The organism is Lysinibacillus sp. NPDC093210 (assembly GCF_044753985.1).
GTDB lineage: Bacteria > Bacillota > Bacilli > Bacillales_A > Planococcaceae > Lysinibacillus.
In genome coordinates this window covers 160,927-184,204 of record NZ_JBIVOE010000009.1, presented here as the reverse complement: position 1 = coordinate 184,204, position 23,278 = coordinate 160,927, and the positions used below count along the sequence as shown (strand labels likewise).

28 protein-coding genes and 1 riboswitch are annotated in these 23,278 nt (G+C 36.3%); of the genes, 13 read left to right on the top strand and 15 right to left on the bottom strand.

From position 1 onward, the window contains the following. Nucleotides 1-448: 448 nt before the first annotated feature. Both ACIP9C_RS19445 and ACIP9C_RS19440 read right to left on the bottom strand, forming a co-directional pair. On the bottom strand, nt 449-1,783 hold the full coding sequence (locus tag ACIP9C_RS19445) for an MATE family efflux transporter (RefSeq protein ID WP_401013347.1): 1,335 nt from the start codon (nt 1,781-1,783) through the stop codon (nt 449-451). Beyond that, a complete protein-coding gene (locus tag ACIP9C_RS19440; protein WP_401013345.1) occupies nt 1,770-2,237 on the bottom strand; it encodes a GNAT family N-acetyltransferase in 468 nt (155 codons plus the stop codon). The genes ACIP9C_RS19445 and ACIP9C_RS19440 overlap by 14 nt, the downstream gene beginning before the upstream one ends. Nucleotides 2,238-2,321: 84 nt before the next feature. Between ACIP9C_RS19440 and ACIP9C_RS19435 the strand changes: the two genes are divergently transcribed. Then, entirely contained in the window at nt 2,322-3,155 is an 834-nt protein-coding gene (locus tag ACIP9C_RS19435; RefSeq protein ID WP_401013342.1) for a MerR family transcriptional regulator, read from the top strand. A gap of 68 nt (nt 3,156-3,223) precedes the next feature. On the opposite strand, the gene ACIP9C_RS19430 is transcribed toward ACIP9C_RS19435, so the two are convergent. Both ACIP9C_RS19430 and ACIP9C_RS19425 read right to left on the bottom strand, forming a co-directional pair. After that, the gene (locus ACIP9C_RS19430) at nt 3,224-3,577 is read right to left on the bottom strand and encodes a hypothetical protein (protein WP_340821849.1); all 354 of its coding nucleotides are present in this window, start codon (nt 3,575-3,577) and stop codon (nt 3,224-3,226) included. Nucleotides 3,578-3,598: 21 nt separating this feature from the next. Further along, the gene (locus ACIP9C_RS19425) at nt 3,599-4,294 is read right to left on the bottom strand and encodes a DUF2225 domain-containing protein (RefSeq protein WP_401013339.1); all 696 of its coding nucleotides are present in this window, start codon (nt 4,292-4,294) and stop codon (nt 3,599-3,601) included. A 462-nt stretch (nt 4,295-4,756) separates the two neighbouring features. Here ACIP9C_RS19425 and ACIP9C_RS19420 point away from each other — a divergent pair, with 462 nt between their 5' ends. Next, nucleotides 4,757-5,530, top strand: coding sequence for a Cof-type HAD-IIB family hydrolase (locus tag ACIP9C_RS19420; RefSeq protein ID WP_401013336.1), 774 nt, complete (start codon nt 4,757-4,759; stop codon nt 5,528-5,530). 559 nt (nt 5,531-6,089) lie between these two features. After that, a complete protein-coding gene (locus ACIP9C_RS19415) occupies nt 6,090-6,686 on the top strand; it encodes a DedA family protein (protein ID WP_401013333.1) in 597 nt (198 codons plus the stop codon). Nucleotides 6,687-6,757: 71 nt separating this feature from the next. Here ACIP9C_RS19415 and ACIP9C_RS19410 read toward each other — a convergent pair whose 3' ends face one another. Further along, nucleotides 6,758-7,495, bottom strand: a complete 738-nt coding sequence (locus tag ACIP9C_RS19410) for a cyclase family protein (protein ID WP_401013331.1) — start codon at nt 7,493-7,495, stop codon at nt 6,758-6,760. A gap of 97 nt (nt 7,496-7,592) precedes the next feature. Further along, a riboswitch (SAM riboswitch) is annotated at nt 7,593-7,694 on the bottom strand. A 109-nt stretch (nt 7,695-7,803) separates the two neighbouring features. Beyond that, nucleotides 7,804-8,109, bottom strand: a complete 306-nt coding sequence (locus ACIP9C_RS19405; protein ID WP_340821855.1) for a YuzC family spore coat inner layer protein — start codon at nt 8,107-8,109, stop codon at nt 7,804-7,806. A 275-nt stretch (nt 8,110-8,384) separates the two neighbouring features. Here ACIP9C_RS19405 and ACIP9C_RS19400 point away from each other — a divergent pair, with 275 nt between their 5' ends. From ACIP9C_RS19400 to ACIP9C_RS19390, 3 genes are all read left to right on the top strand, one after another. Then, nucleotides 8,385-8,828 (top strand): VOC family protein, encoded by a 444-nt coding sequence (locus tag ACIP9C_RS19400; protein WP_401013328.1) that lies wholly within the window; start codon nt 8,385-8,387, stop codon nt 8,826-8,828. Between the two features lie 72 nt (nt 8,829-8,900). Then, nucleotides 8,901-9,503 carry a methyltransferase domain-containing protein gene (locus ACIP9C_RS19395; protein ID WP_401013326.1) on the top strand — a complete coding sequence of 201 codons (603 nt, stop codon included), beginning with the start codon at nt 8,901-8,903 and terminating at the stop codon, nt 9,501-9,503. A 114-nt stretch (nt 9,504-9,617) separates the two neighbouring features. Next, on the top strand, nt 9,618-9,776 hold the full coding sequence (locus ACIP9C_RS19390; protein ID WP_173479301.1) for a DUF1540 domain-containing protein: 159 nt from the start codon (nt 9,618-9,620) through the stop codon (nt 9,774-9,776). A 42-nt stretch (nt 9,777-9,818) separates the two neighbouring features. Here the strand turns inward: ACIP9C_RS19390 and ACIP9C_RS19385 are convergent, their stop codons facing one another. Beyond that, entirely contained in the window at nt 9,819-10,067 is a 249-nt protein-coding gene (locus ACIP9C_RS19385; RefSeq protein WP_483869675.1) for a group-specific protein, read from the bottom strand. Between the two features lie 150 nt (nt 10,068-10,217). On the opposite strand from ACIP9C_RS19385, the gene ACIP9C_RS19380 reads away from it, so the two are divergent. Further along, the gene (locus ACIP9C_RS19380; RefSeq protein WP_401013319.1) at nt 10,218-10,766 is read left to right on the top strand and encodes a histidine phosphatase family protein; all 549 of its coding nucleotides are present in this window, start codon (nt 10,218-10,220) and stop codon (nt 10,764-10,766) included. A 67-nt stretch (nt 10,767-10,833) separates the two neighbouring features. Here ACIP9C_RS19380 and ACIP9C_RS19375 read toward each other — a convergent pair whose 3' ends face one another. From ACIP9C_RS19375 to ACIP9C_RS19365, 3 genes are all read right to left on the bottom strand, one after another. Next, nucleotides 10,834-11,484, bottom strand: coding sequence for an SIMPL domain-containing protein (locus ACIP9C_RS19375; RefSeq protein WP_401013317.1), 651 nt, complete (start codon nt 11,482-11,484; stop codon nt 10,834-10,836). Between the two features lie 35 nt (nt 11,485-11,519). Continuing rightward, nucleotides 11,520-11,822 carry a YunC family protein gene (locus ACIP9C_RS19370; RefSeq protein ID WP_173479305.1) on the bottom strand — a complete coding sequence of 101 codons (303 nt, stop codon included), beginning with the start codon at nt 11,820-11,822 and terminating at the stop codon, nt 11,520-11,522. Nucleotides 11,823-11,940: 118 nt separating this feature from the next. Beyond that, nucleotides 11,941-12,063 (bottom strand): hypothetical protein, encoded by a 123-nt coding sequence (locus ACIP9C_RS19365; RefSeq protein WP_401013313.1) that lies wholly within the window; start codon nt 12,061-12,063, stop codon nt 11,941-11,943. Between the two features lie 434 nt (nt 12,064-12,497). On the opposite strand from ACIP9C_RS19365, the gene ACIP9C_RS19360 reads away from it, so the two are divergent. Beyond that, entirely contained in the window at nt 12,498-13,169 is a 672-nt protein-coding gene (locus ACIP9C_RS19360) for a polysaccharide deacetylase family protein (RefSeq protein WP_401013457.1), read from the top strand. 72 nt (nt 13,170-13,241) lie between these two features. Here ACIP9C_RS19360 and ACIP9C_RS19355 read toward each other — a convergent pair whose 3' ends face one another. Continuing rightward, a complete protein-coding gene (locus ACIP9C_RS19355) occupies nt 13,242-13,508 on the bottom strand; it encodes a hypothetical protein (protein WP_401013311.1) in 267 nt (88 codons plus the stop codon). A gap of 109 nt (nt 13,509-13,617) precedes the next feature. Between ACIP9C_RS19355 and ACIP9C_RS19350 the strand changes: the two genes are divergently transcribed. Then, entirely contained in the window at nt 13,618-14,409 is a 792-nt protein-coding gene (locus ACIP9C_RS19350) for a DUF2268 domain-containing putative Zn-dependent protease (RefSeq protein WP_401013308.1), read from the top strand. 49 nt (nt 14,410-14,458) lie between these two features. Here ACIP9C_RS19350 and ACIP9C_RS19345 read toward each other — a convergent pair whose 3' ends face one another. The 3 genes from ACIP9C_RS19345 to ACIP9C_RS19335 all read right to left on the bottom strand — a co-directional run bounded on the left by ACIP9C_RS19345 (nt 14,459) and on the right by ACIP9C_RS19335 (nt 18,178). Then, nucleotides 14,459-15,781, bottom strand: a complete 1,323-nt coding sequence (locus ACIP9C_RS19345) for a CitMHS family transporter (protein ID WP_401013305.1) — start codon at nt 15,779-15,781, stop codon at nt 14,459-14,461. A gap of 100 nt (nt 15,782-15,881) precedes the next feature. Further along, the gene (locus ACIP9C_RS19340) at nt 15,882-16,589 is read right to left on the bottom strand and encodes a response regulator (protein ID WP_401013302.1); all 708 of its coding nucleotides are present in this window, start codon (nt 16,587-16,589) and stop codon (nt 15,882-15,884) included. Further along, nucleotides 16,586-18,178 carry an ATP-binding protein gene (locus ACIP9C_RS19335; protein WP_401013300.1) on the bottom strand — a complete coding sequence of 531 codons (1,593 nt, stop codon included), beginning with the start codon at nt 18,176-18,178 and terminating at the stop codon, nt 16,586-16,588. Before ACIP9C_RS19335 ends, ACIP9C_RS19340 begins: the two co-directional genes overlap by 4 nt. Before the next feature lie 184 nt (nt 18,179-18,362). Here ACIP9C_RS19335 and ACIP9C_RS19330 point away from each other — a divergent pair, with 184 nt between their 5' ends. The 4 genes from ACIP9C_RS19330 (at nt 18,363) to ACIP9C_RS19315 (ending at nt 22,652) form a co-directional block, all read left to right on the top strand. Continuing rightward, nucleotides 18,363-18,878: a DNA-deoxyinosine glycosylase gene (locus tag ACIP9C_RS19330; RefSeq protein WP_401013297.1), complete on the top strand. Its 516-nt coding sequence runs from the start codon at nt 18,363-18,365 to the stop codon at nt 18,876-18,878. Between the two features lie 140 nt (nt 18,879-19,018). Next, nucleotides 19,019-19,594 carry a transporter gene (locus ACIP9C_RS19325; RefSeq protein ID WP_401013295.1) on the top strand — a complete coding sequence of 192 codons (576 nt, stop codon included), beginning with the start codon at nt 19,019-19,021 and terminating at the stop codon, nt 19,592-19,594. A 485-nt stretch (nt 19,595-20,079) separates the two neighbouring features. Next, nucleotides 20,080-21,711: a ribosomal protection-like ABC-F family protein gene (gene abc-f, locus ACIP9C_RS19320; protein WP_401013292.1), complete on the top strand. Its 1,632-nt coding sequence runs from the start codon at nt 20,080-20,082 to the stop codon at nt 21,709-21,711. Nucleotides 21,712-21,845: 134 nt separating this feature from the next. Further along, entirely contained in the window at nt 21,846-22,652 is an 807-nt protein-coding gene (locus ACIP9C_RS19315) for a hypothetical protein (protein ID WP_401013290.1), read from the top strand. Nucleotides 22,653-22,699: 47 nt separating this feature from the next. Here ACIP9C_RS19315 and ACIP9C_RS19310 read toward each other — a convergent pair whose 3' ends face one another. Then, nucleotides 22,700-23,188, bottom strand: coding sequence for an SRPBCC family protein (locus tag ACIP9C_RS19310; RefSeq protein ID WP_401013287.1), 489 nt, complete (start codon nt 23,186-23,188; stop codon nt 22,700-22,702). Nucleotides 23,189-23,278: the final 90 nt, after the last annotated feature.

Below are 23,278 nucleotides of genomic sequence, written 5' to 3'. Positions count from 1 at the left end.
CCAGGCACTCAAACAATTTCCATATGTCTTGCCAAGGAAAAAACCACGTAGACTCCTGCGGGAACGCACGAAATGTAAGACGCAACAAACCGCGCGACAGCGAGGGTTGCGGCTTACAATGTGCCCGCGGAAAGCGTAGTGGATTTTTCGATTTAGGTGCAGATATTATGCTTAAAGTGCCAGGCACTCAAACAATTTCCATATGTCTTGCCAAGGAAAAAACCACGTAGACTCCTGCGGGAACGCACGAAATGTAAGACGCAACAAACCGCGCGATAGCGAGGGTTGCGGCTTACGTTGTGCCCGCGGAAAGCGAAGTGGATTTTTCCGATTTAGGAGTAGATATGATGCGAAGTTTCTTTGCATAGTGCCAGGCACTCAAGCGGAAGGAACCCGCCCGTAGCAGGAATCAATGGCAGTAGTTATTATTTTTGAATTCCCCTTAGTCTTAGTTTGAAAAAACCGCACGTGGCTTTCTTCTGATATATAAGAAAATCAGTAATGCAGTAATACCTTCAGCGACGGGGAAAGTCCACCAAATTGCTTGTGCTCCTAGGAATTTAGGTAGCAATAAGAGCGCTGGAATAAATAAAATAATACTGCGAAGTAACATAATAGTTGTTGCAAGACGAATTTTTTCAATAGATTGGAAAAACTCTGCAAGTACCATGTTTAAGCCTAAGAAGACATAGCCAATTGCAAATTGAACAAATCCTTGGGTTGCTATATGGCGAATTTCAAACGTACTATCGCCGAATAACGCTATTAACTGTGAAGGGAATAGCATAGCAATAATGGCAATGCTTAATCCTAGAATAAGGGCAGTTGCTAAGCCAATTTTCAATAGCGCTGTTAAACGCTTTGTTAATCTTGCACCATGGTGGTAGCTGACAAGAGGTTGTAGAGCCATACCAATACCTAGGAATACGGTTAATAATACTGTATGAATATAGTTAACCATTGCATATGCTGTTACGCCGTTTGCGCCAAGGTAGTGCAAAAATGATACATTATATAAAATAACGATAATCGCCATGGAAGCTTCTACGATAAAGCTTGGTAAACCAATAGCAAATATTTTCTTTAAATCGGATAGGCTGAAAAATGAAGATACAAATTTTAATTCAGACTGTTTTCTGAAGAAATGGAGACATAGCACCGACATGCCAATGATTGTAGAGATTGCTGTAGCTAAAGCGCAACCTTTTACACCGTAATGGAGCACGAAAATAAATACGTAGTTTAATAATATATTTAAAATGGATGTAGTGATTAAACCCATCATTGCGAGCTTTGGATTTCCATCATTGCGAATAAAAATACTTAATAAGTTTTCAATTGTGTAAAAGACACCAAATATCAAAATAACATGCAAGTATTCTTGCACATAAGGATAAGTAACATCACTTGCCCCAAAAATATAGGCAATTTCCTTTAAGTTTAATAAAAGTAAAAGCACCAACGTTAAAACTACTGCAAGCATCATTGTAAACGAGAGTGTAAAAATCTGATGTGCTCGTTTTTTATTACCTTCTCCAAGTGAAATGGAGTACAAAGTGGCACCCCCCATACCAATCCACAGAGAAATTGATAATAAGATGGAGAAAATCGGAACAGCAATATTGACACCTGCTAGAGCAGTTGGACCAACCCCATGACTGACAAATATACCATCAACTAAAATGTTTACTGACATAAGTAGCATACCAACCATAGCTGGAAATAAGTAGGATATAAACAGTGGCTTTAACGGTCTTGTTTCAATTGGATTAATTGTTGTCATGAGTAACTACCTCTCTTACCATGACCTTTTCGCCCTTTTCATCTAGTTCACCGTTAAAGGCGAATCCAAACTTTTTATAGAGCTGAATGGCTACTTTATTGTTGTCATAGACGCTTAAAAATATTTTTTGGCAATTGTATTTTGTTTGTAAGAAACTGATAAGCTGCTGTAAAAAGTACTTTCCAAGTCCTTTATGCTGATAACGCTCATCAATTAAATAGCGGTCTAGCCAAACGCGTTGTGTATCGTCCTCGTGAGGAAATACACCATACATGGCGAAGCCTACCGGGATATCCTCCTTGTACAAACCTACTGGAATAAATCGTCGATCGTCTTGTGCCTCGTCTAAGCATTGTTGTGTACTTTCAATAAAGTCCTGCTGATTGTCAGCGATGTGTAAAGCTAATACTTCTTCTTTGTTTAAAGCTGTGATGTCACGTATTTCCGTGAACATAATGTCAAAACCTTTCTAAATTTATTGTGAATAGCTACAATCTAAAGTATATAGTAACTATATAGTCAAGGAAGGAAACTTAAAATGCTTAATAAAAACGTAAAATATTTTACAACAGGTGAATTTGCCAAGCTTTGTAAGGTGAATAAACAAACGCTCATTTACTATGATCAAATTGGTCTTCTATCACCAATTATGAAAGACAGTAAGGACTATCGTTATTATTCCATCGCTCAATATGACTTTTTTAGCGTTATTGAATTATTAAAAACGCTTGGTATGTCTTTAAAAGAAATTCAAAAGTATATGGCAGATAAATCACCAGAAAATTTTTTAGATTTGATGCGTCAGCAAAAGGAGCTTGTGGCGAAAAAACGGCAAGAGCTTGAAATGATTGAAAGTATTATTGAGGTGAAAATCGAGACAACAGAGGAAGCATTGCATATAGATTTTGACAGCATTACGATCGGGCATTTTCCGGAAGAGACATTATATTTAAGCAAAAATATCGAAGATTCCACAGAGGAACAGTTTGTAAAGGCGGTCTCGGATTTTATCGATGAATTGGATCGCTCGCAACTCGATACAGGCTATCCGATTGGGGGCATTACAAAAAGAGAGCAAGTTTTAGCTGGTAGCTATGATAATTATTGTTACTTATATATGGAACAACCACATCCTCAAGATGGGCATCCTTATTTTAAGGCGATTGAAGGAGATTTTATTATTGGTTACCATATAGGATTATCAACGACGCTAGGCCAAACATATGAACGATTATTTAAGGTCATGGATGAAAACGGCTATGAGCTAGGGCAGTACGTGTATGAAGAATATATTTATGATGCTGTTATTAAAAATCGTGAGGAGGACTATGTAACGAAAATTATGATGGAAATTGTCAAAAGGGCAAAGTAGTCTTGCAAAAAAGAATCTACGACATTGCGGCTACTCACGCAATGTCGTAGATTCTTGTGTACAAAGGTTTATTTGTAATGGTAAGTGCTAGCTCTTGAATTATTGCGTTGAATTTTATTAAACCATGCTTGATCTTTTTCTTCTTGCTGTAAGGTATTAACGATGGATGAGGAACAGTTAACGCAAATTTTTGCTTGTGTAATTTTACCGCATCGTTCACATGGCGCGCCAAGATTAGGGAAGATAGAGGTTTTTAATTTTCCTGTCTTCACCCATTTAAAAAGTAAGTCCGATGAAATGCCTGTTAATGCAACAATTTCATCATTCGTTAAGTGCCGATTATTTTTTCTTAATAAAAAATGATGTAATTCCGAAAAAATATCCTCTTCTCGAGCGTCTATTTTTTTTCCGAACAGCAGCATTCGATTCCTCTCCCTTCTCAATTATTTGATGATTTCTTGTTTATTTTCAGTGACATTGTTAGGGTAATCATCATATTTATAATTTTCCCAACGATTACGCGCTAATTTACGATATTTATTGGAAACATTGCGATCTGCGATTAATCTTGAGAAACCTTTTTTGGCTTCTACAATATCGCCGAGTCGAAGGCTTAATTCAGCATGTAAATATTGAATTCGTTCGGTGCCTTCTTGATTGGATGCAAATGATTTACTGTAAAAGTCTCTTGCTGCATATAAGTAGTGAGTTTCAGATTCGCCTTCATTTTTTAAACGATATAGCCAAGCTATTTTTAGTGCGATATTAGCCATTAAAAGTGCCTCTTCCATTGAGGCCTTTGCTACGAGATAGGCCAATTTATAGCTTACGATAGCATCATCAATAGTGCGTTCGCGACAGATGTTCATTGGCTTATGTAGTTCTTTAATATACAATTCATCGATTAGTTGCAAGAACGGTCCATACGTTCTCGTCATAGATTTATGGTAAGCATATCCACAATGCGGGCATACAGCAACTTCATAAAGTAATGGATTCAAGCCTTCATAAACAGGCATAAAATCCGTTTGTTCTTCGATTATTTTAAAACGATTTGGTCTTACCTTATATGTTGTATATTGTTTTTTGCAAAATTTACAATCCACATTACTTTCGTAGTAGTAAATATTAAAACCCATATGAACCAACTCCTCTGTGTCGAGTTTTTAACATTTCTTTAGTTCTATTTAAATAGGGGGGGTACTCGTTCAATATATTTAATGGATTTTCTACTATTTTAGCAATTCTATGTTTTTTGGTATACTCCTTCAATATGATGAAAGTAGTACAAGGAAAATATTAATTTTTTTATGTAAAGGGAATGATTGCTTTAAATATACTGGCAATAGTATTTATCGGTGGTGAAAAGAGAAAAGTTAAATGTTTTAGTCAACTTTATTAAATTAAGTCTGACATATCTAGAATGCTCATTTTTATAAAAAATTTTAGTAGTTTTATTATAATACATATAGGATAAATTTACTATTCAATAATATGTTTATTGATAAGGAATTTAAGGCAGTAGAAAGCTATTGTTTTTTTATTTTCAAAGTATAATAATTACTATATTTTTCTATTTTATTTAAAGGGGCTAGATTGAAATGGACTGTAAAATTATTTTCTTTGATGTGGATGGTACGCTCATTAACTATGGCAATGGTTGTATTGAAAGGAGTACGAAGAACGCTTTACAAATATTAAGAAACAAAGGAATTCGATTAGTTGCTGCAACAGGAAGACCACTATCCATGTGTCATGATTTGCAAGAACTAGGGATTGATACATTTATAACTGCTAATGGTGCTTATACTCGGCATGGTGATCGAATAATTCATACCATTCCAATCGCACAAGAAATCGTACAAAGTGTAAAAGCTTTTGCTGATGACAATAACGATAGTCTGTCATTTTTCACTGACCAACTATCAATGAATAATGTTCGCCATCCTGCAACACTAAAGGCAATGAAGGAGACATTATCTTTAGATGAGTATCCTCCTACTACTACTAATATTTTAAGTAAGGAAGTTTACTTAATGTGTTTATATATCAACGAACAAGAAGAGAAAAAGTACATAACACAATTTCCAAATTTAAAGTTTGAAAGATGGCATCCGACGATTATGAATGTGCTACAAGACGATGTATCAAAGTCCATCGCTGTTGAAGCAGTACTAAAATATTTCAACCTACTTCCGAAAGACGCAATTGCTTTTGGAGATGGAGATAATGATATTAATATGTTAAAGCAAGTTGGATATGGTATCGCGATGGGAAATGGCAGTGTCGCAGTAAAAAATATCGCTGATTATATCACGATGAAATCAGATGAAGGTGGTATAGATTATGCATTACGTAAACTACAGCTTATTTAAGGTAACAAAGATGATAAAGAATGGAATAATATCGCCATCGTAATCTTGTCTATGGGAGAATGTTCTCTGCTTTTTTCTTTTTGTTGTTTATTTAAAGATTGCTAGTCTACATTAGCTAGCTATAGATGCCTTTTTGCCATAGTATGTGCGCAGCATTGATTATATTTTGCTGGATAGACAGGAATGTTATCAGATTGTATGAATAAATTATAGATAATGATTGTGGTAGATGTTCTAGTTGCCATTGTCGTATGTATTTGGTTTTTTAGTCAGCTCATCACTGACTAACGAAATAAGTCGTTTTGACGTGAGCTACAGTAAGGGATATGGAGTCCTCGTAAATAGAAATTAGCGCTGAAAGAGATACGTAGCTACGGTAAAAAGGTTTTTTTGTGAAAACTGAATTTAACAAAAATAAAGTAGTGATGATTGTACAATATTGATATACATGTAATAATGATTAAACCTATGCAAAAGTGATTGTTAGAAATAATTGACTTTAAGAGGCTTATGTTAAGCTGAGATAATGGGAAAATTAAGGCTTTAGGTGGGGTAAAAAATGGTGCATCACGTGCAATCTCTTATTGAACATTACGGGTATTTTGGGATTATTCTTATACTAGTTGGAGGGATTGTCGGGCTGCCACTTCCTGACGAAATTTTTTTAACCTATGTAGGGTATAATGTTTATCGGGAAAATTTAGAGCATATTCCTGCATTAATAAGTGCTGCGGTGGGAGCTGCAGGAGGCATCACCCTCAGCTACTTTGTTGGTCGTCGATTCGGTTTGCCGTTATTACAAAAATATGGGCCGAAAATTCATATAACTGCACAAAAAATTGAGTTTACGAAAAAATTGTTTGAAAAGATAGGGCCTGTACTATTATTAATTGGATACTTTATACCTGGCGTTCGTCATCTTACAGCATATATTGCAGCAATTAATAATTATCCTTATAAAAAGTTTGCTGTTTATGCGTATGCTGGTGCAATCGTATGGACTTTCACATTTATTACTTTAGGGAAAGTGCTAGGAAATAAGTGGCGTTTTGTTGGTATGTATTTATCTCAATACAGCCTATATGCAGTATTGTTATTTATAGTACTAATGCTGATTGTGTACTTTTTATTTAAAAAAAGAAATACTATTAAATGAATACAGCCTGTTAAAAGAAGGTCTGCTGCAAATGTTTATATGGCATTTGAGGCAGACCATTTTGTATTGACTTAAGGCAAAATCGCAAAAGAACGTACAGGGAATCCAGATGCTTTTTCAGGCTTTGGCACAATATTGAAAATGACTGCTCCTTTTGCTGGTAGCTTATCTAGATTCGTCATTAATTCAATTTGATATGTATCCTGATCTAGTACAAAGTATTCGCCATCCAGCGTTCCGTTTTTACGGAAATCTGACGCTGAATCCGTATCGAACGTTTCATGACCAATTGCATTGATGTTCCGTTCTGTAAATAAAAACTGCAACGCTTCTAATCCCCAACCTGGAATATGGTTATGACCGTCTTTATCTTTATTATTGAACAAATCCTTATCTGGCCAACGTTTACTCCAATCAGTTCGCAGTGCAACAAATGTCCCTGCTTCAATTTCTCCATATTCTGCTTCGAAATCTAAAATATCTTGTACACTTAACGAGAAGTCATTGTCCGATTCAGCTTCCGTAGACTTATCAATAACAATTAGCGGTAGGACAAGTTCTTTTAATTCTAATTCGTCTAAGTAGCGTGTATCTGAAACAAAGTGGATAGGTGGATCGATATGTGTTCCATATTGCCCAGGAAACGTAAATTGTTGTGCAAAGAAGCCGTCATCATGCGAAAATAACGTTTTAAATTTGGCATCTTCAAACATAAAGAAATGAGGCGAGTTAGGTCCGAATGTGTGTGTTAAGTCGACCCATTGCTTAGATTTTAATAGCTGCAATGCTTGTAAAAGTTCATTTGTCATTTTTATTCCCTGCTTTCTTTTACTATGAATAGTTAAAAACAAAATAAAAAAAGAGCCCTACTTGTAGAAGAGGACTCTCGTGTAACTGAAGTCAGTCTCCTCATCTTTTTGCGAAGTTCGCAAATTGGAATTAGCACCATGCCTAAGACTGGTTGCTGAGACTTCATAGGGCCAATCCCTCCATCTCTCTTGATAAGAAAAATATATGAATTTTCAGAAATAGTAATACCAAATACTTTAGCATAATCAAAAATAGTTTACAAGTTCTATAGGAGTGCATGGTTATAAAAAATAAGAAGCCTTCTTCATCACCAATATAAAATTACCGCTATACTACAGCACCCACCTTCTGATAATACAATTCGAATATTATCTGGCGTATATTTCGCTTCAAACTTCGCCGTAACACCCGCTGAAGAAATGAGTTTTTGCACTTCATCTTGCTTGGAAAGCTGTGCAGCATTCTTAAGATCATGTGCAAATTGATCAGACCCTTCAATTTTCTCTGTCAGTAATTGGGCCTGCTGCATAATTGGCTGAATTTGTTTGGCAGATGTCTTCAACTTCAATGTATTAATAGGCGGGTACGGATTAGGGTTTGGAGATGTGGGCATCGCAAGCTGTCCGGGCAAATGATATAGTAAAGGGGTGTTAGAAATGCCCCAATTTGGATATTGATTTACATAAACATAATACGGATAAGGATTGTAATACAGCAGAATTCCTCCAATCCATAGCTAATATCTTAGTGTATCTTATGTAGCGGCATTATGTTTTGTGTTGAGGGTCATCTTTTATATGGAGCGTGTACCATGGTCATGGAGATAAAGGGAAATTAACTAAAATAGTAGAATAAGTAATAGATAATGTAGAAAAGGGGGAAGATGGGATGAACCGTTTAAATTTAATTACATTGGGAGTAAAAAATATGGTAGAATCGCTGGCATTTTATCGTGAAGGGCTGGGTTTTGAAGTAGTCGTCTATGGGGATGAAACAAATCCAGATGTTATTTTTTTCAATAATGCAGGAACAAAAATATCTTTATTCCCAATTGAGCGCTTAGTAAAGGATATTGATGAAGCGAATCCACCCGCTGTAGGTAATGGCTTTAATGGCATTACACTTGCCTATAATGGAAAGTCTAAAGAAGAAGTCGATGAAGTATTTTTGTTAGCAAAAAAAGCTGGGGCGAATATTGTAAAGGAGCCTGAAACAGTGTTTTGGGGAGGCTATAGCGGGTATTTCCAAGATCCAAACGGCTTTTATTGGGAAGTTGCGCATGGTGATATGTGGGAATTCGATGAAAATGATATGATAATTATTAAGGAATAGATTGACGGCGTGCTTTGATGAAGTTAGGTCATAGCACGTTTGATATACTTAGTCTAGAGAGGAGATGAGAAAGTGAAACCGTTTTGGGAGAAAGATTACTTAGCAGATACGCATTATGCTTTTGGTAAACCAAGTGAGGAAGTGGTTGAATGTGCAAATAGGTTACAAGCAGGTGCACGCATTTTAGATATAGGATGTGGTGATGGTAGGCACGCAGTCTATTTAGCACAGCTTGGGTTTGAGGTTGAAGCCATCGATATTTCGGAGGCAGGCATCGCTAAAATCAATAGATACAAAGAGTTGCATCAATTACATAACTTGCACGCTATTGTGCAAGATGTTACTACATATGAGTTTAAACGATCCTATGATTGTATTATTTCACATGGCTTGTTCCACTTTTTAGAGCGTGAAGCTTGGCATAACATTATTCAATCAATGCAAATACATACGAAGATACAGGGCATCAATATTATTACCGTATTTACAGACGAAGTAGATATTCCAGAAGATTTAGCACCATTTATTAAAGGAATATGTAAAGAAGGCGAAATCAAAGATTTATATCATAGTTGGTCAATTCAATATTATCGTTCTTACCAATTTGAAGATCAGCATGACAACAATATTAAACATTGTCATGCAGCAAATAAATTAGTCGCTGTAAGAAGATAATAAAGAAAAAACGAAGCACCATTGTTATTTTAGGTTATTTTAAGGTTTTATGTTTAAGTTAAGTATTGAAAACTCCACTTTTGTTAAGGATAACAAAAGAGGAGGTGTGATACGATGGCACAACAGATTCTATGTGAAGTCAATAACTGCACGTATTGGGGCTCTGGTAACAAATGTACTGCAGAAGCTATTTACGTTGTAAGTCAAAAAGGTCAGCATGCATCCAATAGTGAAGAAACAGATTGCAAAACATTTACACCTGAAGAGCATTAATGACGTTAGGGTAACCCTTTAGGGGGCTACCCTTTTTTTATGTCATAACTGGTACATATCTACTTTGTCTTTCTTAAACAATAGGGTATGTGCATTTTTGACTTTTTCCTCTACATAATCTAATGAATAATTGCCAAAGGCGTCTGTTAAATCACCGATTGCACGAGATAAATTATCAATGACAGGTATTAATGTTTCGAGCTCATTCAATTCTTTTCCTGCGTTCATCTCATCCATAATTTCATGAGCAAGATGTTGAATTTTCCGAAGGCGTTTGTTTTCCGCTTGCATCATATCCTCCTTTAAGCATCATCTTTTACACTGACTAAATATATGATGGTTGTTTGTAGTTCATGAGTGAATACCTTTACTGATATTTGTTATAAATAGTAAAATATTATAAATAGACATAGCGATTTTTTGAACTGGGAGGGGAGCGAAATGAAGAAGATTTACGTAATTAGACATTGCGAAGCACAAGGGCAACCTTCAAATGCACCTTTAACAGAAAAAGGGCACGAGCAGGCGAAGCGTTTAGCTGACTTTTTTCATACTTATAAAATCGACCGAATTATTTCGAGTCCTTTTTTACGTGCCATCCAATCGATAGAACTATTAAGTAAAACAACAAACAAAATAATTGAGTTAGATGAACGTCTTTCAGAACGTATATTAAGCACTGATAATTTACCAGATTGGTATGAAAAACTAAAAATGACTTTTACTAATTTGGATTTAAAATATGAGGGTGGGGAGTCCAGTCAGGAGGCAATGGATCGTATCAAGAATGTTGTAAAAGAAGTGGCTGAGAGAGGAACTGAACATACAGTTATCGTCAGTCATGGTAATCTAATATCCTTACTATTAAAGAGTTATCAAAGTGATGTAGATTTTCAGTTTTGGCAAAGGCTAAGTAATCCAGATGTCTATCAAATAAGCTTAATTCATAACGAAGCGGTTATCGAACGTATTTGGGACGCACAACAATAGAAGACAAGAAGCCAGACTACATTATGATAAATGGAGTCTGGCTTTGTTTGACGTTCCGAAACTATACTTAGTATTGAAATGTAACGCGAACAGCGGCATTAATAGTGATATGCCCTTGTTCAATAGGTGTTACCATTGACGAATCTGCCATTGCCATCGATTTATATAGCACAGGGCCACTTTCGTTTTCTTCAACAATTTCGATCGGCTGAGGATGCACAGATAATTGCATCGTCTGTGCTATCGTGTTAGCTTTCATTTGGGCATTATGAAGTGCCAAGCTAAGTGCCTGCTGGTAATATACATCTGCATTATCAATTTTAAATTGGATTGAGGAAATACGATTTGCTCCATTTTCCACAGCGGTATCAATAACAGCCCCAACAAGATTTGTATCAGGTATTTTTACCGTAATTGCATTTGCCACCTCATAGCCTTTAAATACCTGTTTGCCATCTACATAATCATAAATAGGCGCAATCGTATAGGTGGCAGTTTGGATATTTTCCTTTGGAATAGTTAGTGCCATGATGGATTGAATTACACGATTCATAATGCTAGCATTTTCCTGCTGTGCTTGTTGCACATTTTCTCCTTGCGTAGTTACCTCAATTTGAAGCTGAACATAACTGGCATTCGCAACTACTTTTCCATTTCCTGTTACAGTCATAATTCGCGTTGCAGGGAGAGAATGTGGGTTTGCATGTTGGTAATACATTTAATACCACCTCCCGACTGGTCTCTAGTAATGTTTTAAATCATTTTTAACAATGCTTCTACACCAGTCATTCCTGCGAATATGCCTAGTTGCTCTGCCTCAAATGTAACGGATTCTAGTGGGGCTGTTAACAGCTCATCTATTGTTTTCACTCCAACCGCCCGACCTGCAATGATTTTTCGATCCAATAAGCGACTATTTAAAAGACCGACATCTAATGCACCACACATGATGTAGCCCGTATCATTTGAAATAGTTAGTAGTGTCGTTTTTGGTAAATGTACAATTACAGCAGTGAAAAAATGACCTTTAATCATAATAGGTTCAATTGTCACCATGAACATCACACTCCTTTTCTCTCTATACATATGGCAATAGATAAAAAGGTGTTCGGTATTTTCACTAAAAAAGTGTGTGTGACGTTAATTGTTTGAGAATTGTTTGAGTGCCTGGCACTTATTTTGTATAAGAAAGCAATGCAGTTTGTTGTATATTTTTTAACGCTAATTTAGCCTCATCTTGCGTAGTGTACTCGAACATACGATATGAATCTTGTTCAAAAACAGTAATAACCCACATTATTAAATCCCCTTTGTAAGTAAATTTGTAGTATAACAGAAATAGAATATATTGCTGTTGTTATATATCAGTTTATGCAACTAATTTTACACCGATTTTTCAAAAAATAAAGTGGTAAATGAAAGGTTTCACATTTCGTTCAAAATTGACGCTACGTTTGTGGGAATTATTTAAAAATAAGGATATTGCAAAAAAGTTTAATTAAACAAGTTATTAAAGTATAGAGAAACAGTTTGTTAAATAGTTTTTCAACATAATTTTATAGAGGGCATAAGTAAAATCAGGTAGTCTTTTTGAAGTATAATTCAACGTGTTTCGTAAATAGTAAGATGAGCTGTAATATGCAATAAAATGCGGGAGGTGATACTGTGATACGTAAAAATGTATTGTTTTTGACGGCTTGCTTTTTATTCATTTCTATATGTTTTACAGAAATGAATACCTCTGCAGAAAAAGGGCGTAGTGAATATGAGGAGACTGGTGAGGTTGTGTGGGATATTAACACAAAGGATAAAATCGTTGCCTTAACCTTTGATGATGGCCCAGATCCGAAGTATACCTCACAGGTGCTAGATATTTTAGCTAAGTATGAAGCAAAGGGGACCTTTTTTATTATTGGTCAAAATGCAGAAAAGTATCCAAATGTTGTTTCAAGAACTTATAAAGAGGGTCATGAGCTAGCCAACCATACTTACACACACCCATTCAAAGTTTCTGTATCTAAATTACAGGAGGAATTACAGCGGACAAACGAAATGATTAATAATATTACTGGTTTTTCACCTGTTTTATTTCGTCCTGTAGGTGGTAATTATAACGATAAAATAATTAATACTGCCGTAAAAAATGGTTATCAGGTCGTAATGTGGTCTTGGCATCAAGACACACAAGATTGGAAAGAACCAGGCGTAAATAAAATTGTCCAAAAGGTGCTCGGTGGGACAAAGCCTGGGGATGTTATTTTGTTTCATGACGGAGGCGGCAACCGCACACAAACAATTAAAGCCCTAGAAGAAATAGTACCTACATTAAAAAAACAGGGCTATACATTTGTAACAGTATCGGAACTAATTGAAAGAAAACAGCAACAAGAGAAAGTCCAATAAAAAAATAAGCCATTTCAATAATGAAATGGCTTATTTTTTTCCTTAAAACAACGGATATTCTACGTATTTAAACTAGAAAAATAATAAAGGCGCTAATGCAATACCGGCAATTGCACCAAATGCGATTCCAATGCCAAGTCCTGCTCCAAATCCTGGTCTAAATCCCCAACCCCAAAAACCTAAACCATATCCTCTGTTTTGTCTATCAGGTAGAATCCATACCTGTCTTCTATCCACTCTAGTTATTTCTCCAAAATGAACATTCCCAGATGTATCAGTAATTTTTACACGTTTACCGTGATATTTACAGCAAAGATTATAGCAATCAGCTGGATTCACAGAAATCTCCTCCTTTCTTAGTCCTTACAAGATAATATATGCCGTTGGATACAACCATCACTAGCCGAATGTCTATTGGAAACATAAGCTATAGCAAGGGGGTGAGCGTATGTCAGTCATATCAACTGATGATTGGCTTTACGAGTTAAAGACTAGTCAAAAGTTAAATGACAGTAGAGATTTTGAAGATTTACAACGTACCATTCTTTGTAGCCGATTAGTAGAACATTTTAATGGTGGAACACCACATGAAATACAGTTTGAATTACAGCAACAAGGGCTATTTCAAGCACATGAAAGCATTGATATTAAAAAGCTACAAAATCAAAATACTTGGGAAATTGTTCAGGAAGAGTATTTTTATTTAAAGAAGCGTTGGGGCGGGCCAGATATACCAATCTATATTTTTCCACTAACACAGGAGCAAAACATTACAAACAAAAATGGTGTTGCATATCCAGATGCTTTATTTTTATTTATAGGAGAGCTAGAAAAGGAAGAACTTAAAGCTTTATTTGCACATGAATACAATCATGTTTGCCGACTGCACTACTTAAACAAATCGTTACGGCAAGTAACGCTATTAGATTCATTAATTTTAGAAGGTTTAGCAGAATGTGCAGTAGAGGAAATTTACGGATCTAAATGGTTAGCACCTTGGCTGGGAGACTATTCTTTGGATAAGATGCTAGCCATTTGGCAGGCTGATTTTTTGCCCAATATTAATGTTCAAGGCTTAAATAATCATGTTGAATTTTTATATGGTGGAAAATTGCCATCGTGGATAGGGTATTGCATTGGTTATGAAATTGTAAGGACATATATTCAAAATTACTCAGCTAAAGAGCTTCTTAAAAAAAGTTCGAAAAATATACTTACGGGCTCTGCATTTCCGTTATAGCTACAAAAAACCAGTTGTCGATATTTGAAATGACAACTGGTTTTGGTCTTTAAATAGAGATTATATCTATTGCTATAGCAATGCCAAGTAAAACAATACTTAACCCCCACATCCAAAAGAAAGAGTACTTTAAGTGTCTCCCCATTTCTAATCCTGATAAGCCTAACGCTAACCAGACAGCTGGGGCAAGTGGCGATACAAAAGTACCTACAATATTACCAATAACCATTGCATAAGCAGTTGAAAGAGAATCAATATTGAAAGATAAGCCAATCTGTTCAACTACAGGGAATAAGGCGAAATAGTAGGCATCAGTACTTAACAACAAATCAAATGGTACGCCTAATAAGCCGATAATAATATGTAAATACGATGATAGGGCTGACGGTAAAATAGTTACGGCATTGTTGGCAATAGCTGTTAACATTCCAGAGCCATTGAGGATGCCTAAAAATAAGCCTGCAGCAATAATAATGGACGCCATCGTTAAAGCACTTGGGGCATGTGTTCGTATCCGCTCAATTTGTTCGTTAGGTGTACGATAGTTAATTGGCAGGGCGATGGCCACGCCGATTAAAAAGGCTAATCCTGCTGGTACAATACCTGCCACTAAAATCCCTATTACTAAAATAGTAATTAACGCATTAACCCACAATAGTTTTGGCCGACGTAAGGAAGTGTCTACTTCTGCTAATCCTACGCCTTGATTTAAAGTAGAATCATCGTGCGTAACATCAAGTGTGCCATACTGTTTCAGAATGCGGTTCTTTTCTCTAAAGCCTAGGTATAGTGCTAAAACTAGCATTAATCCGATACCAATAATTTGAATTGTAATTAACGGATACCATAGTTCAGTAACATCCACTTCCAATACTGAAGCAACACGCCCTAACGGACCGCCCCAAGGTACCATATTTACAACGGCTGCAGCTCCAGCAATTAATAAAAGTAATAAGTATGGATTCATCCGTAATCTTAAATATAAAGGTAACAATGCAGGGATCGTAATTAAAAATGTAGAAGCACCAGAACCATCTAATTGAGCTACTACAGCAATAAGTACTGTAATAACAGCAACGATAACAATATTCCCTTTTGAAAGCGCAATCATTTTGTTGATCAATGGTTCAAATAGTCCAACATCCTGCATAATACCAAAGAAAATAATTGCAAAGATAAACATAACAGCGACACTCATCACAGAGCTTAGTCCGGAATTAAAGAATTCGCCTAGTTCATCAAAATTAAAACCAGCGATTAATGCAGCTATTATCGGTGGAATAACCATTGCTACAAGTGGTGATACACGACCACTTATGAGTAGAGCAATAATAATCATAATGGTGAAAAAGCCAATTACACTTAAGCTCAAAAAAAGCCCCTCCCTTTTAATTGAGTATTCTGACTATTTAAAGTTAGCATGGCGCTGGTGGGAAGGGAATAATATGGCCATATGTTAAATAAGAAACAAACTATTCATTTTGTTCATAAGTTCCATGATAAATATATTTCCTTTCAGGTCTGCCAATCGTTCCGTAAATGGGCTTTATGTGCAAAAACTGTTCGCCAACTAAGTATTCTAAATAGCGGCGAGCTGTTGATCTACTAGAACCGATAAGCTCACTTAATTGTGAAGCAGTAAGCTCCTGAGCTTGAGGATTTTCAAATATACTTTTAACGGTTTGTAACGTATGTAAATCGATTCCTTTTACGACCTTATCTTCTGTAGTAGTTGATTCACGGTAGAGTAAGGAATCAAGCTCATATTGCGTGATGGTCATGCTATTTTGAAATAAATGATGTTCATTCAAATATTTTTTAAATGCTTGTTGAAGTCGTTGTTGTTCAAATGGTTTAATTAAATAATCTAAAATCCCCAAATCTACGACGTCTTTGATTAAACCTCTTTCTGTAGCAGCTGAAATAACAATTATTTTAATAGAAGGATAATGATGACGTATATGGCGTACTAATGAACTGCCTTCAACATCTGGGATATACAAATCCGTTAAAATAATTGCCGGCAAGCTAGAGGTTAGATTTAGTTTTTTTATCGCTTCTTGTCCTGTACGAAAACTTTCAGTTACACTAAAACCTCCTATTGTATTTACATAATCTGCGTGAATGCTTGCTACTCTAAAGTCATCTTCGATAATCCATACACTTTTGCATGCTGTCATACGAGAATACCTCCTTTAGGAACTATAATTAAAAAACATGCTCCTGATAAATCGCCAGAATCTAATAAAATATCTCCATTTATCTTTTCAAGGGCTTTTTTACTTATCGTCAAGCCATGTCCACGATCTAAGCCTTCTTTTGTGGAAACACCCTTTGTAAAAATTTTATCGTACAAATTGTTATCGATACCGGGTCCATTATCTTGAATTTCCAATAAGTAATGATTTTTAAAATCGTTGATGGAAAGTTGAATCATTTTATCGGAGGATGGCCAGTTTTTTAAAGATTCAATGGCATTTTGAAGGACATTACCAAGTGCAGTTAAGATAGCATCTTCCTGAGGTTTAGATAAATGAATAGATGGGGAAATTTCCTTCAGTTCAAGTTTAATGCCAAGCTCAGCTGCTTCTGCCATTTTCCCTTGAATTAATGCTAGTAGTATTGGAGCTGTTACATTACTGTTTAAAAAGGCCTGATTTTTAAGTTGTATGTTTCGCTCTTCTTTAATAAAATCGATTGCTTGATCGTAGTGTTTATGAACAAGCAAACCTAAAATTATATGAAGTTTATTTGCAAATTCGTGTGTATAGGCACGTTGCATATTGGCATATTGCTTTACCTGTTTTAGTTCATCGATAATTTTTTGAATGTCCGTTTTTTTTCTAAATGTATACAATGAACCAATTTTTCTTTTCTTTTCAACTAATGGCGCTTTATTTAAAATGATAATATGTTCAGCTAGTGATAGTTCTAAATTGTGAATGTGTTCTTGTGCAACAATTTTAGGGGTGAAAAGATGCTCAATTTTTGTCCCCATCCATGTGGAAATGGGTTGATTATGAGTAGAATCTAGCATCTCGTATGCACTTTTATTAATAGTAGTGATTTGATTTAAATGATTGACCGCCAGTATACCTTCTTCTGTTGTCTCTAAAATTACTTTGTTTTGCTGATACAACTTGGCGATGTGAATGGGCTCCATATTGAACAATAACGTTTTTATATAAATGGATATAGCGATTGCTCCAAGTATGCCTATGAAGAGAATTATGATTGTATATTGTAGCCATTTGTAAATATGTTCCCTGATAGTTGTATCGATATGAGCCGTTAAAAAACCGACAGAAACAACACCGATAATGTTATCGTCTAAAATAATAGGAGCATTCCCTCGAATTGTTTCACCTAATGACCCTATCGTTTTAGAAGTATAGGCTTGTATATTTTGTAATGCGGCATCATTTTCTCCACCAACCATTTTATGTCCAATTTTATCTTCTGAAGGATGTGAATAACGAACACCTTCAGCATTACCAACGACAATAAACGCTGCATCAATCTCCTGTCTTAACGGTTCAACAATTAGCTGAATCGTTTCACTTGGATGTTCTTCATCGAAGGCTGTAATAATTTCCTCCATTGAAGCAATGGTTTTTGCAATATTTAAAGCTTCTTCGCCTACTTGTTTTTCTGTTGTTTCTTGAATATGTTCTTGCAAAAAATAAATAAACAGCCCACATATGACAAGAATTAGAATAGTCATTAAAAAAATCATTTTAACTGTTAGAGACTGGAACAAATTTTTCATATTTCACCTCTATGTAGTTAGTTTATTTTTTTCGATTGTTTCTAAATTCAAGTGATAAAAACCTCGTGAAAGAGCGTATTTGAAATAGTCTATCATAAATCTTCAACAAAATGAGAGTAGATAAACAAGCTCATCATTATGGGAAACATTCTAAAACTTTACGCTACAATAAAAGAAAGGAGTGATGGCTGTGTCAGATGAAGTGAAAAATGTACTGCCACCTGTTATTGATGTGACAACAAAGGTGCTCATTGTTGGTTCAATGCCAGGAAAGCTATCATTAGAGAAGCAACAATATTATGGCAATCCACGCAATCACTTTTGGGCTATTATTGGGGAAATATTAAAGAGAGAGATACCTGTAGATTATGGTCAGCGAATAGAGTTATTAAAGGAAAACCGCATCGGGCTGTGGGATACAATCGAATCTTGTGAACGGAAGGGCAGTTTAGATGCAGCCATTCGAAATGAAAAACCAAATGACTTTAAAACACTTTTTATACATTACCCAAATATTGAACTTGTGCTTTTTAATGGTGGTAAGGCATTTGAAGTGTTTAAAAAACATATTGGCTTTGATGTTTTAGATGGGCGAACCTATCAAAAGATGCCATCGACTAGCCCGATACCAGGTAGAAATATTAAATCCTTCAATGAAAAGCTGGAGGATTGGCGAGTGATGCAATCGTATTTAGCGTAATAAGACGCAACATTAATGAACTGTACTTTTGTGCGAAACAGTAGTGGACAAGTGAAGATTAAATTGATGAGTAGGCTAATGGCTCAATCAGCTTTCGCCCCCTTTACATATATTGAATTATGTAAAAGGGGGATTTATTATTGAATTTATTTCCAAATGATGACTTAGGAGAAAGACGTCTACCACCTAACTTTGGCCCACCAAACATGGGTCCGCCTAACTTTGGCCCACCAAACATGGGTCCACCTAACTTCGGCCCACCAAACATGGGTCCGCCTAACTTTGGCCCACCAAACATGGGTCCACCTAACTTCGGCCCACCAAACATGGGTCCACCTAACTTCGGCCCACCAAACATGGGTCCGCCTAACTTCGGCCCACCAAACATGGGTCCGCCTAACTTTGGTCCACCTAACTTTGGCCCACCAAACATGGGTCCACCTAATTTCGGTCCGCCATCAACTGGCCAAATGCCGACCAGTGCTCCGCCAAGTTTTTCGCCAGCTATGCCTGCTTGGCATGGAGGATCTAGTGGTATTCAAAGATGTTTATTTAGGAATACATTTATATGGACGACGAACGGAAGAAGTTTTTGGTTTTTCCCGACGGTTATTGGTAGGGACGTTATTGCAGGATTCCGCTGGAGCAGTAGATCTGGCTGGCGTTTCAGTACAATTTTGCGAGATAACATACTCGCATTCGAATGTTTTAGATAAGGGACCATTATTGCGAGGGATTCGTCGATTTACTGCGATGAATCCCCTTTTTATTTTAGTGGACATAGCTCCTTTTCGAAAATATAGAGAGAAATTTATTATAAATATTCTGTTTTCGAGCAATTGATGTTACAATTATTGTAACTAAAGATGAAGGGACGATGGGTGGCTAATGATTAACTAATCTTATTTTTTGCACATGAAATGTATATTTCAATGAACCAAAAATAGGATTAGTCTGCCCATTTTCCATAAGTGCAACGATATAGGTTTAACCGCCGACAATCGTTAAACGCATACTTAAAACGCATATTGCCCCGCTAGAAGTTCTTTAGTGGGATTTAATATAGCATTTTTTAGTATTGGATCATCGTATAATTAAAGCTCTACGTTTGAGCTTTTTTATGTATGATATTTCGCGACTAATCCTTCCAAAATAATTGGAGGGATTTTTTTGTCCCTCTAAACGGAGAGGAACGGATGTAATGAAAGAATTTTTAAAAATACAAAATGTACAGTATGAAGTGAGTGACACACTTATTTTTGATAATGCCACCGCTACAGTAAAACAGGGTGAAGTCATTGGCATAATAGGTAAAAATGGAGCTGGAAAATCGACATTGTTACAGCTAATTCAAGGCATACTAACTCCTACAAAAGGGCAGCTATTGTGGTTACAGCAAATCAAAATTGCTTATGTAGAACAAGAGCAAGCAGCTATTGAAAATTGGGAAGTAAGTGCAGAGGAAGCAGATTTACTAGCTAAATGGCATGTGCCAAACACAGAGTTTGTAGCTTTAAGTGGTGGTGAAAAGCTGAAGAGACGACTAGCACGAGGCTTTTCACAACATGCGCAATTACTATTATTGGATGAACCGACAAATCACTTAGATGAAACAAGTACAGCACTACTAATCGCCCAAGTAAAAAAATATGGCGGTACAATTATTGTAGTGTCCCATGACCGTTATTTTTTAGACGAAGTGGCTACGAAAATATGGTCACTGGAAGACGGAAAACTGATAGAGCATAGTGGTCATTATACAAGTTATATAGCGGCACGAGAGCAACAAAGGTTAGCGCAGCAACGTGCATATGATAAACAGCAAAAAAATATTGAACGTATTGAAGCACAGATGAATGAGCTTTCGTCTTGGTCGCATAAGGCACACGCGCAATCGACCAAGCAAGAGAGTTTTAAAGAGTTTTATCGAGTAAAGGCTAAACGAATGGATGCGCAAGTGAAATCAAAGAAAAAACGCTTGGAAAAGGAGCTAGCAAAAACTAAAGTTGAACAACTTAAGCAAGAAGATGAAGTGCGATTTTCAGTAGAGACAAACCAACGGGTAGGAAAACGATTTTTAGAGTGTAAGCATGTAACAAAATCTTTCCAGCATCGTCTTATATTTAAAGATATAAATATGGTAATCAAGTATGGTGAAAAGATTGCTATTACTGGCCCAAATGGTAGCGGGAAAACGACATTATTGAAAGTGCTGACAGGACAAGAAAAAGCGGATGGTGATATATGGATTTCACCTGCTGCCAACATCGGCTATTTAACGCAGGATGTATTTGATTTGCCGCTTGAACTTACACCAGAGCAATACTTTTACAAGGAGACTTTCGAGGAAAGAGGTAAAGTCCGCAATGTTATGAAACATTTAGGATTTACAGCGAGTCATTGGACAGCACCTATTGGCAATATGAGTATGGGTGAGCGTGTAAAGTGTAAGCTTATGGCATATATACTAGAGGAAAAAAATGTTCTCATTTTAGATGAGCCAACGAACCATTTAGACTTGCCTTCAAGAGAGCAATTGGAGAAAACATTGGAGTTGTATACAGGTACATTGCTCGTTGTATCACATGATCGTTATTTTTTAGAAAAAACGACGAATATTGTTTGGGAGCTTAAAAATAATGGCATTGAGAAAAAATGGAGAGAGAGCGCACCACCACAAGTAAATGATACGAGTGCACTACGACTAAAGCTTGAAAATGAAAGACAAGAAATACTCGGCAAACTTAGCTTCCTAACTGCAAAGGATAAGGAATATGCAGTGCTTGATCGAAAGTTTAATGACTTGACTAAGCAAATTAATAATCTTCGCTAGTTTCACGTTTAAGAGAGAAAAGAGTGGGGAAAATAAACTTGATTCAGCAGAAGTTCTCCACTTTTATAGTGTGGGGAAACTTTTAGAGCAGGATTGAAAAAACGCCAAAGCAAGGCCAAAAGAGGGGTGTCTAAATGAAAAAAATACTTTTTACAAGCTTACTCACGATTAGTATGCTAAGCGCATGTACTACAAATGAAGAGAAAGTGAGCGAGCAAGACCATACACAACAAGACCATACGCAAGAAGAGCAGCAATCGAATGAAAATGAGAATGCTACAACTGAAACAAAATCTGAAGACACTGTCTCTTCTATAACGCAGGCAGAAGCATTGAAAACGATAAAAGAGCAGCTTGGAACAGAATTAGCGGTTGTTATGCCAAATAATCTTCCGCTAACAAAGGGGAATTTTTTAACGGCTACAACAACAGGTTCAGACAAACAAGCTGAAGTTCTTTTTCTAGAAAGTAAAGAGTATATTCCTGTAAATGATGTGAAGCTAAAAAATGCTTCTAATGCGACAGCGATTGCCAAGCTTACTGTAAAGCTATTTGACAGTATAGATGAGGCGAGCAAACAGATTTCTTATGAAGACTTTAGTAAAAATGGCGGGCAACAAGTACCGCTCGGATACAATATTAATGGCTATCAGGATGCAGGAGCTGGCTCATTATGGACTGGATGGAATGAGGGGAGATGGGCATTAGCAACCCATACCCGAACAGAAAATCCAGCTGCTGGAGTAGACCTAGCGAAACAAGCTGTAGAATATTTAGAATCCCATACGCTTCCGATTCCACATGAAAACGGCCTGGTGCATTTAGATGTTTACGAATCAGGAAACTTAATCGTATGGCAAGATGGAAAGCTTGTTTATACACTTGATTCGATAAAGGACCCAATGAAGGCACTAGCAATTGCTTCGGCTTTTAATCAATAAATAAAATTCCCTGAGTGGCAATCCGCTCAGGGAATTTTTTTGCCTGTTTATTTTTCAGCTTCATGTATTAGTAGCGTATACTCTGCCAACCATTTTTGCCATGCTTTCATTGGAAATTCTTCATGCACAGTGCCGTTTAATAAATCAGACAGGAGCTCTAAGCAAATATGCCATCCAGCTATATCTTTAGGCGTATGATCAGTCAGCTGACCGATTTTTTCATGCAACACTAATATTGAACCATCACTAGTTGGTGATAGCTCAAAGCGTACACTATCCTTGCCCCATTCAAACTCCAGTACCTCCTGCTCAATATAATCCGTAATAGCGATGTCTATAAAGGTATCAGTTCCGTCATTCATATTGAAACGCATTTTACCCTTTTTCTTAGGCTCAATCATTTCTAAATTGCTCATCCATTTTTGAAGTTTGCCATTCTCTGTTAGTACCGCCCAAACAGCGCTAATTGAATGTGCAAGTGGGCATTCAATTAGCGCAATATAGCCGGTTTGGTGTTTGTGAATTGTAGCGAGCATAGGAAAGCCTCCTCGAATTTAAGTTACTTCAAAATTAGTAGTACTATATAATCTTCCCAGACTAATTAAGTTTTAGATAAAATTGTGATA

Excerpts from the sequence above, each read along its gene's own strand:
- ACIP9C_RS19445 (WP_401013347.1), bottom strand. The coding sequence starts at position 1,783 with ATGACAACAATTAATCCAATTGAAACAAGACCGTTAAAGCCACTGTTT.
- ACIP9C_RS19440 (WP_401013345.1), bottom strand. The coding sequence starts at position 2,237 with ATGTTCACGGAAATACGTGACATCACAGCTTTAAACAAAGAAGAAGTA.
- ACIP9C_RS19435 (WP_401013342.1), top strand. The coding sequence starts at position 2,322 with ATGCTTAATAAAAACGTAAAATATTTTACAACAGGTGAATTTGCCAAG.
- ACIP9C_RS19430 (WP_340821849.1), bottom strand. The coding sequence starts at position 3,577 with ATGCTGCTGTTCGGAAAAAAAATAGACGCTCGAGAAGAGGATATTTTT.
- ACIP9C_RS19425 (WP_401013339.1), bottom strand. The coding sequence starts at position 4,294 with ATGGGTTTTAATATTTACTACTACGAAAGTAATGTGGATTGTAAATTT.
- ACIP9C_RS19420 (WP_401013336.1), top strand. The coding sequence starts at position 4,757 with ATGGACTGTAAAATTATTTTCTTTGATGTGGATGGTACGCTCATTAAC.
- ACIP9C_RS19415 (WP_401013333.1), top strand. The coding sequence starts at position 6,090 with ATGGTGCATCACGTGCAATCTCTTATTGAACATTACGGGTATTTTGGG.
- ACIP9C_RS19410 (WP_401013331.1), bottom strand. The coding sequence starts at position 7,495 with ATGACAAATGAACTTTTACAAGCATTGCAGCTATTAAAATCTAAGCAA.
- ACIP9C_RS19405 (WP_340821855.1), bottom strand. The coding sequence starts at position 8,109 with ATGCCCACATCTCCAAACCCTAATCCGTACCCGCCTATTAATACATTG.
- ACIP9C_RS19400 (WP_401013328.1), top strand. The coding sequence starts at position 8,385 with ATGAACCGTTTAAATTTAATTACATTGGGAGTAAAAAATATGGTAGAA.
- ACIP9C_RS19390 (WP_173479301.1), top strand. The coding sequence starts at position 9,618 with ATGGCACAACAGATTCTATGTGAAGTCAATAACTGCACGTATTGGGGC.
- ACIP9C_RS19385 (WP_483869675.1), bottom strand. The coding sequence starts at position 10,067 with ATGCAAGCGGAAAACAAACGCCTTCGGAAAATTCAACATCTTGCTCAT.
- ACIP9C_RS19380 (WP_401013319.1), top strand. The coding sequence starts at position 10,218 with ATGAAGAAGATTTACGTAATTAGACATTGCGAAGCACAAGGGCAACCT.
- ACIP9C_RS19375 (WP_401013317.1), bottom strand. The coding sequence starts at position 11,484 with ATGTATTACCAACATGCAAACCCACATTCTCTCCCTGCAACGCGAATT.
- ACIP9C_RS19370 (WP_173479305.1), bottom strand. The coding sequence starts at position 11,822 with ATGGTGACAATTGAACCTATTATGATTAAAGGTCATTTTTTCACTGCT.
- ACIP9C_RS19365 (WP_401013313.1), bottom strand. The coding sequence starts at position 12,063 with ATGTGGGTTATTACTGTTTTTGAACAAGATTCATATCGTATGTTCGAG.
- ACIP9C_RS19360 (WP_401013457.1), top strand. The coding sequence starts at position 12,498 with ATGAATACCTCTGCAGAAAAAGGGCGTAGTGAATATGAGGAGACTGGT.
- ACIP9C_RS19350 (WP_401013308.1), top strand. The coding sequence starts at position 13,618 with ATGTCAGTCATATCAACTGATGATTGGCTTTACGAGTTAAAGACTAGT.
- ACIP9C_RS19340 (WP_401013302.1), bottom strand. The coding sequence starts at position 16,589 with ATGACAGCATGCAAAAGTGTATGGATTATCGAAGATGACTTTAGAGTA.
- ACIP9C_RS19335 (WP_401013300.1), bottom strand. The coding sequence starts at position 18,178 with ATGAAAAATTTGTTCCAGTCTCTAACAGTTAAAATGATTTTTTTAATG.
- ACIP9C_RS19330 (WP_401013297.1), top strand. The coding sequence starts at position 18,363 with ATGGCTGTGTCAGATGAAGTGAAAAATGTACTGCCACCTGTTATTGAT.
- abc-f (WP_401013292.1), top strand. The coding sequence starts at position 20,080 with ATGAAAGAATTTTTAAAAATACAAAATGTACAGTATGAAGTGAGTGAC.
- ACIP9C_RS19315 (WP_401013290.1), top strand. The coding sequence starts at position 21,846 with ATGAAAAAAATACTTTTTACAAGCTTACTCACGATTAGTATGCTAAGC.
- ACIP9C_RS19310 (WP_401013287.1), bottom strand. The coding sequence starts at position 23,188 with ATGCTCGCTACAATTCACAAACACCAAACCGGCTATATTGCGCTAATT.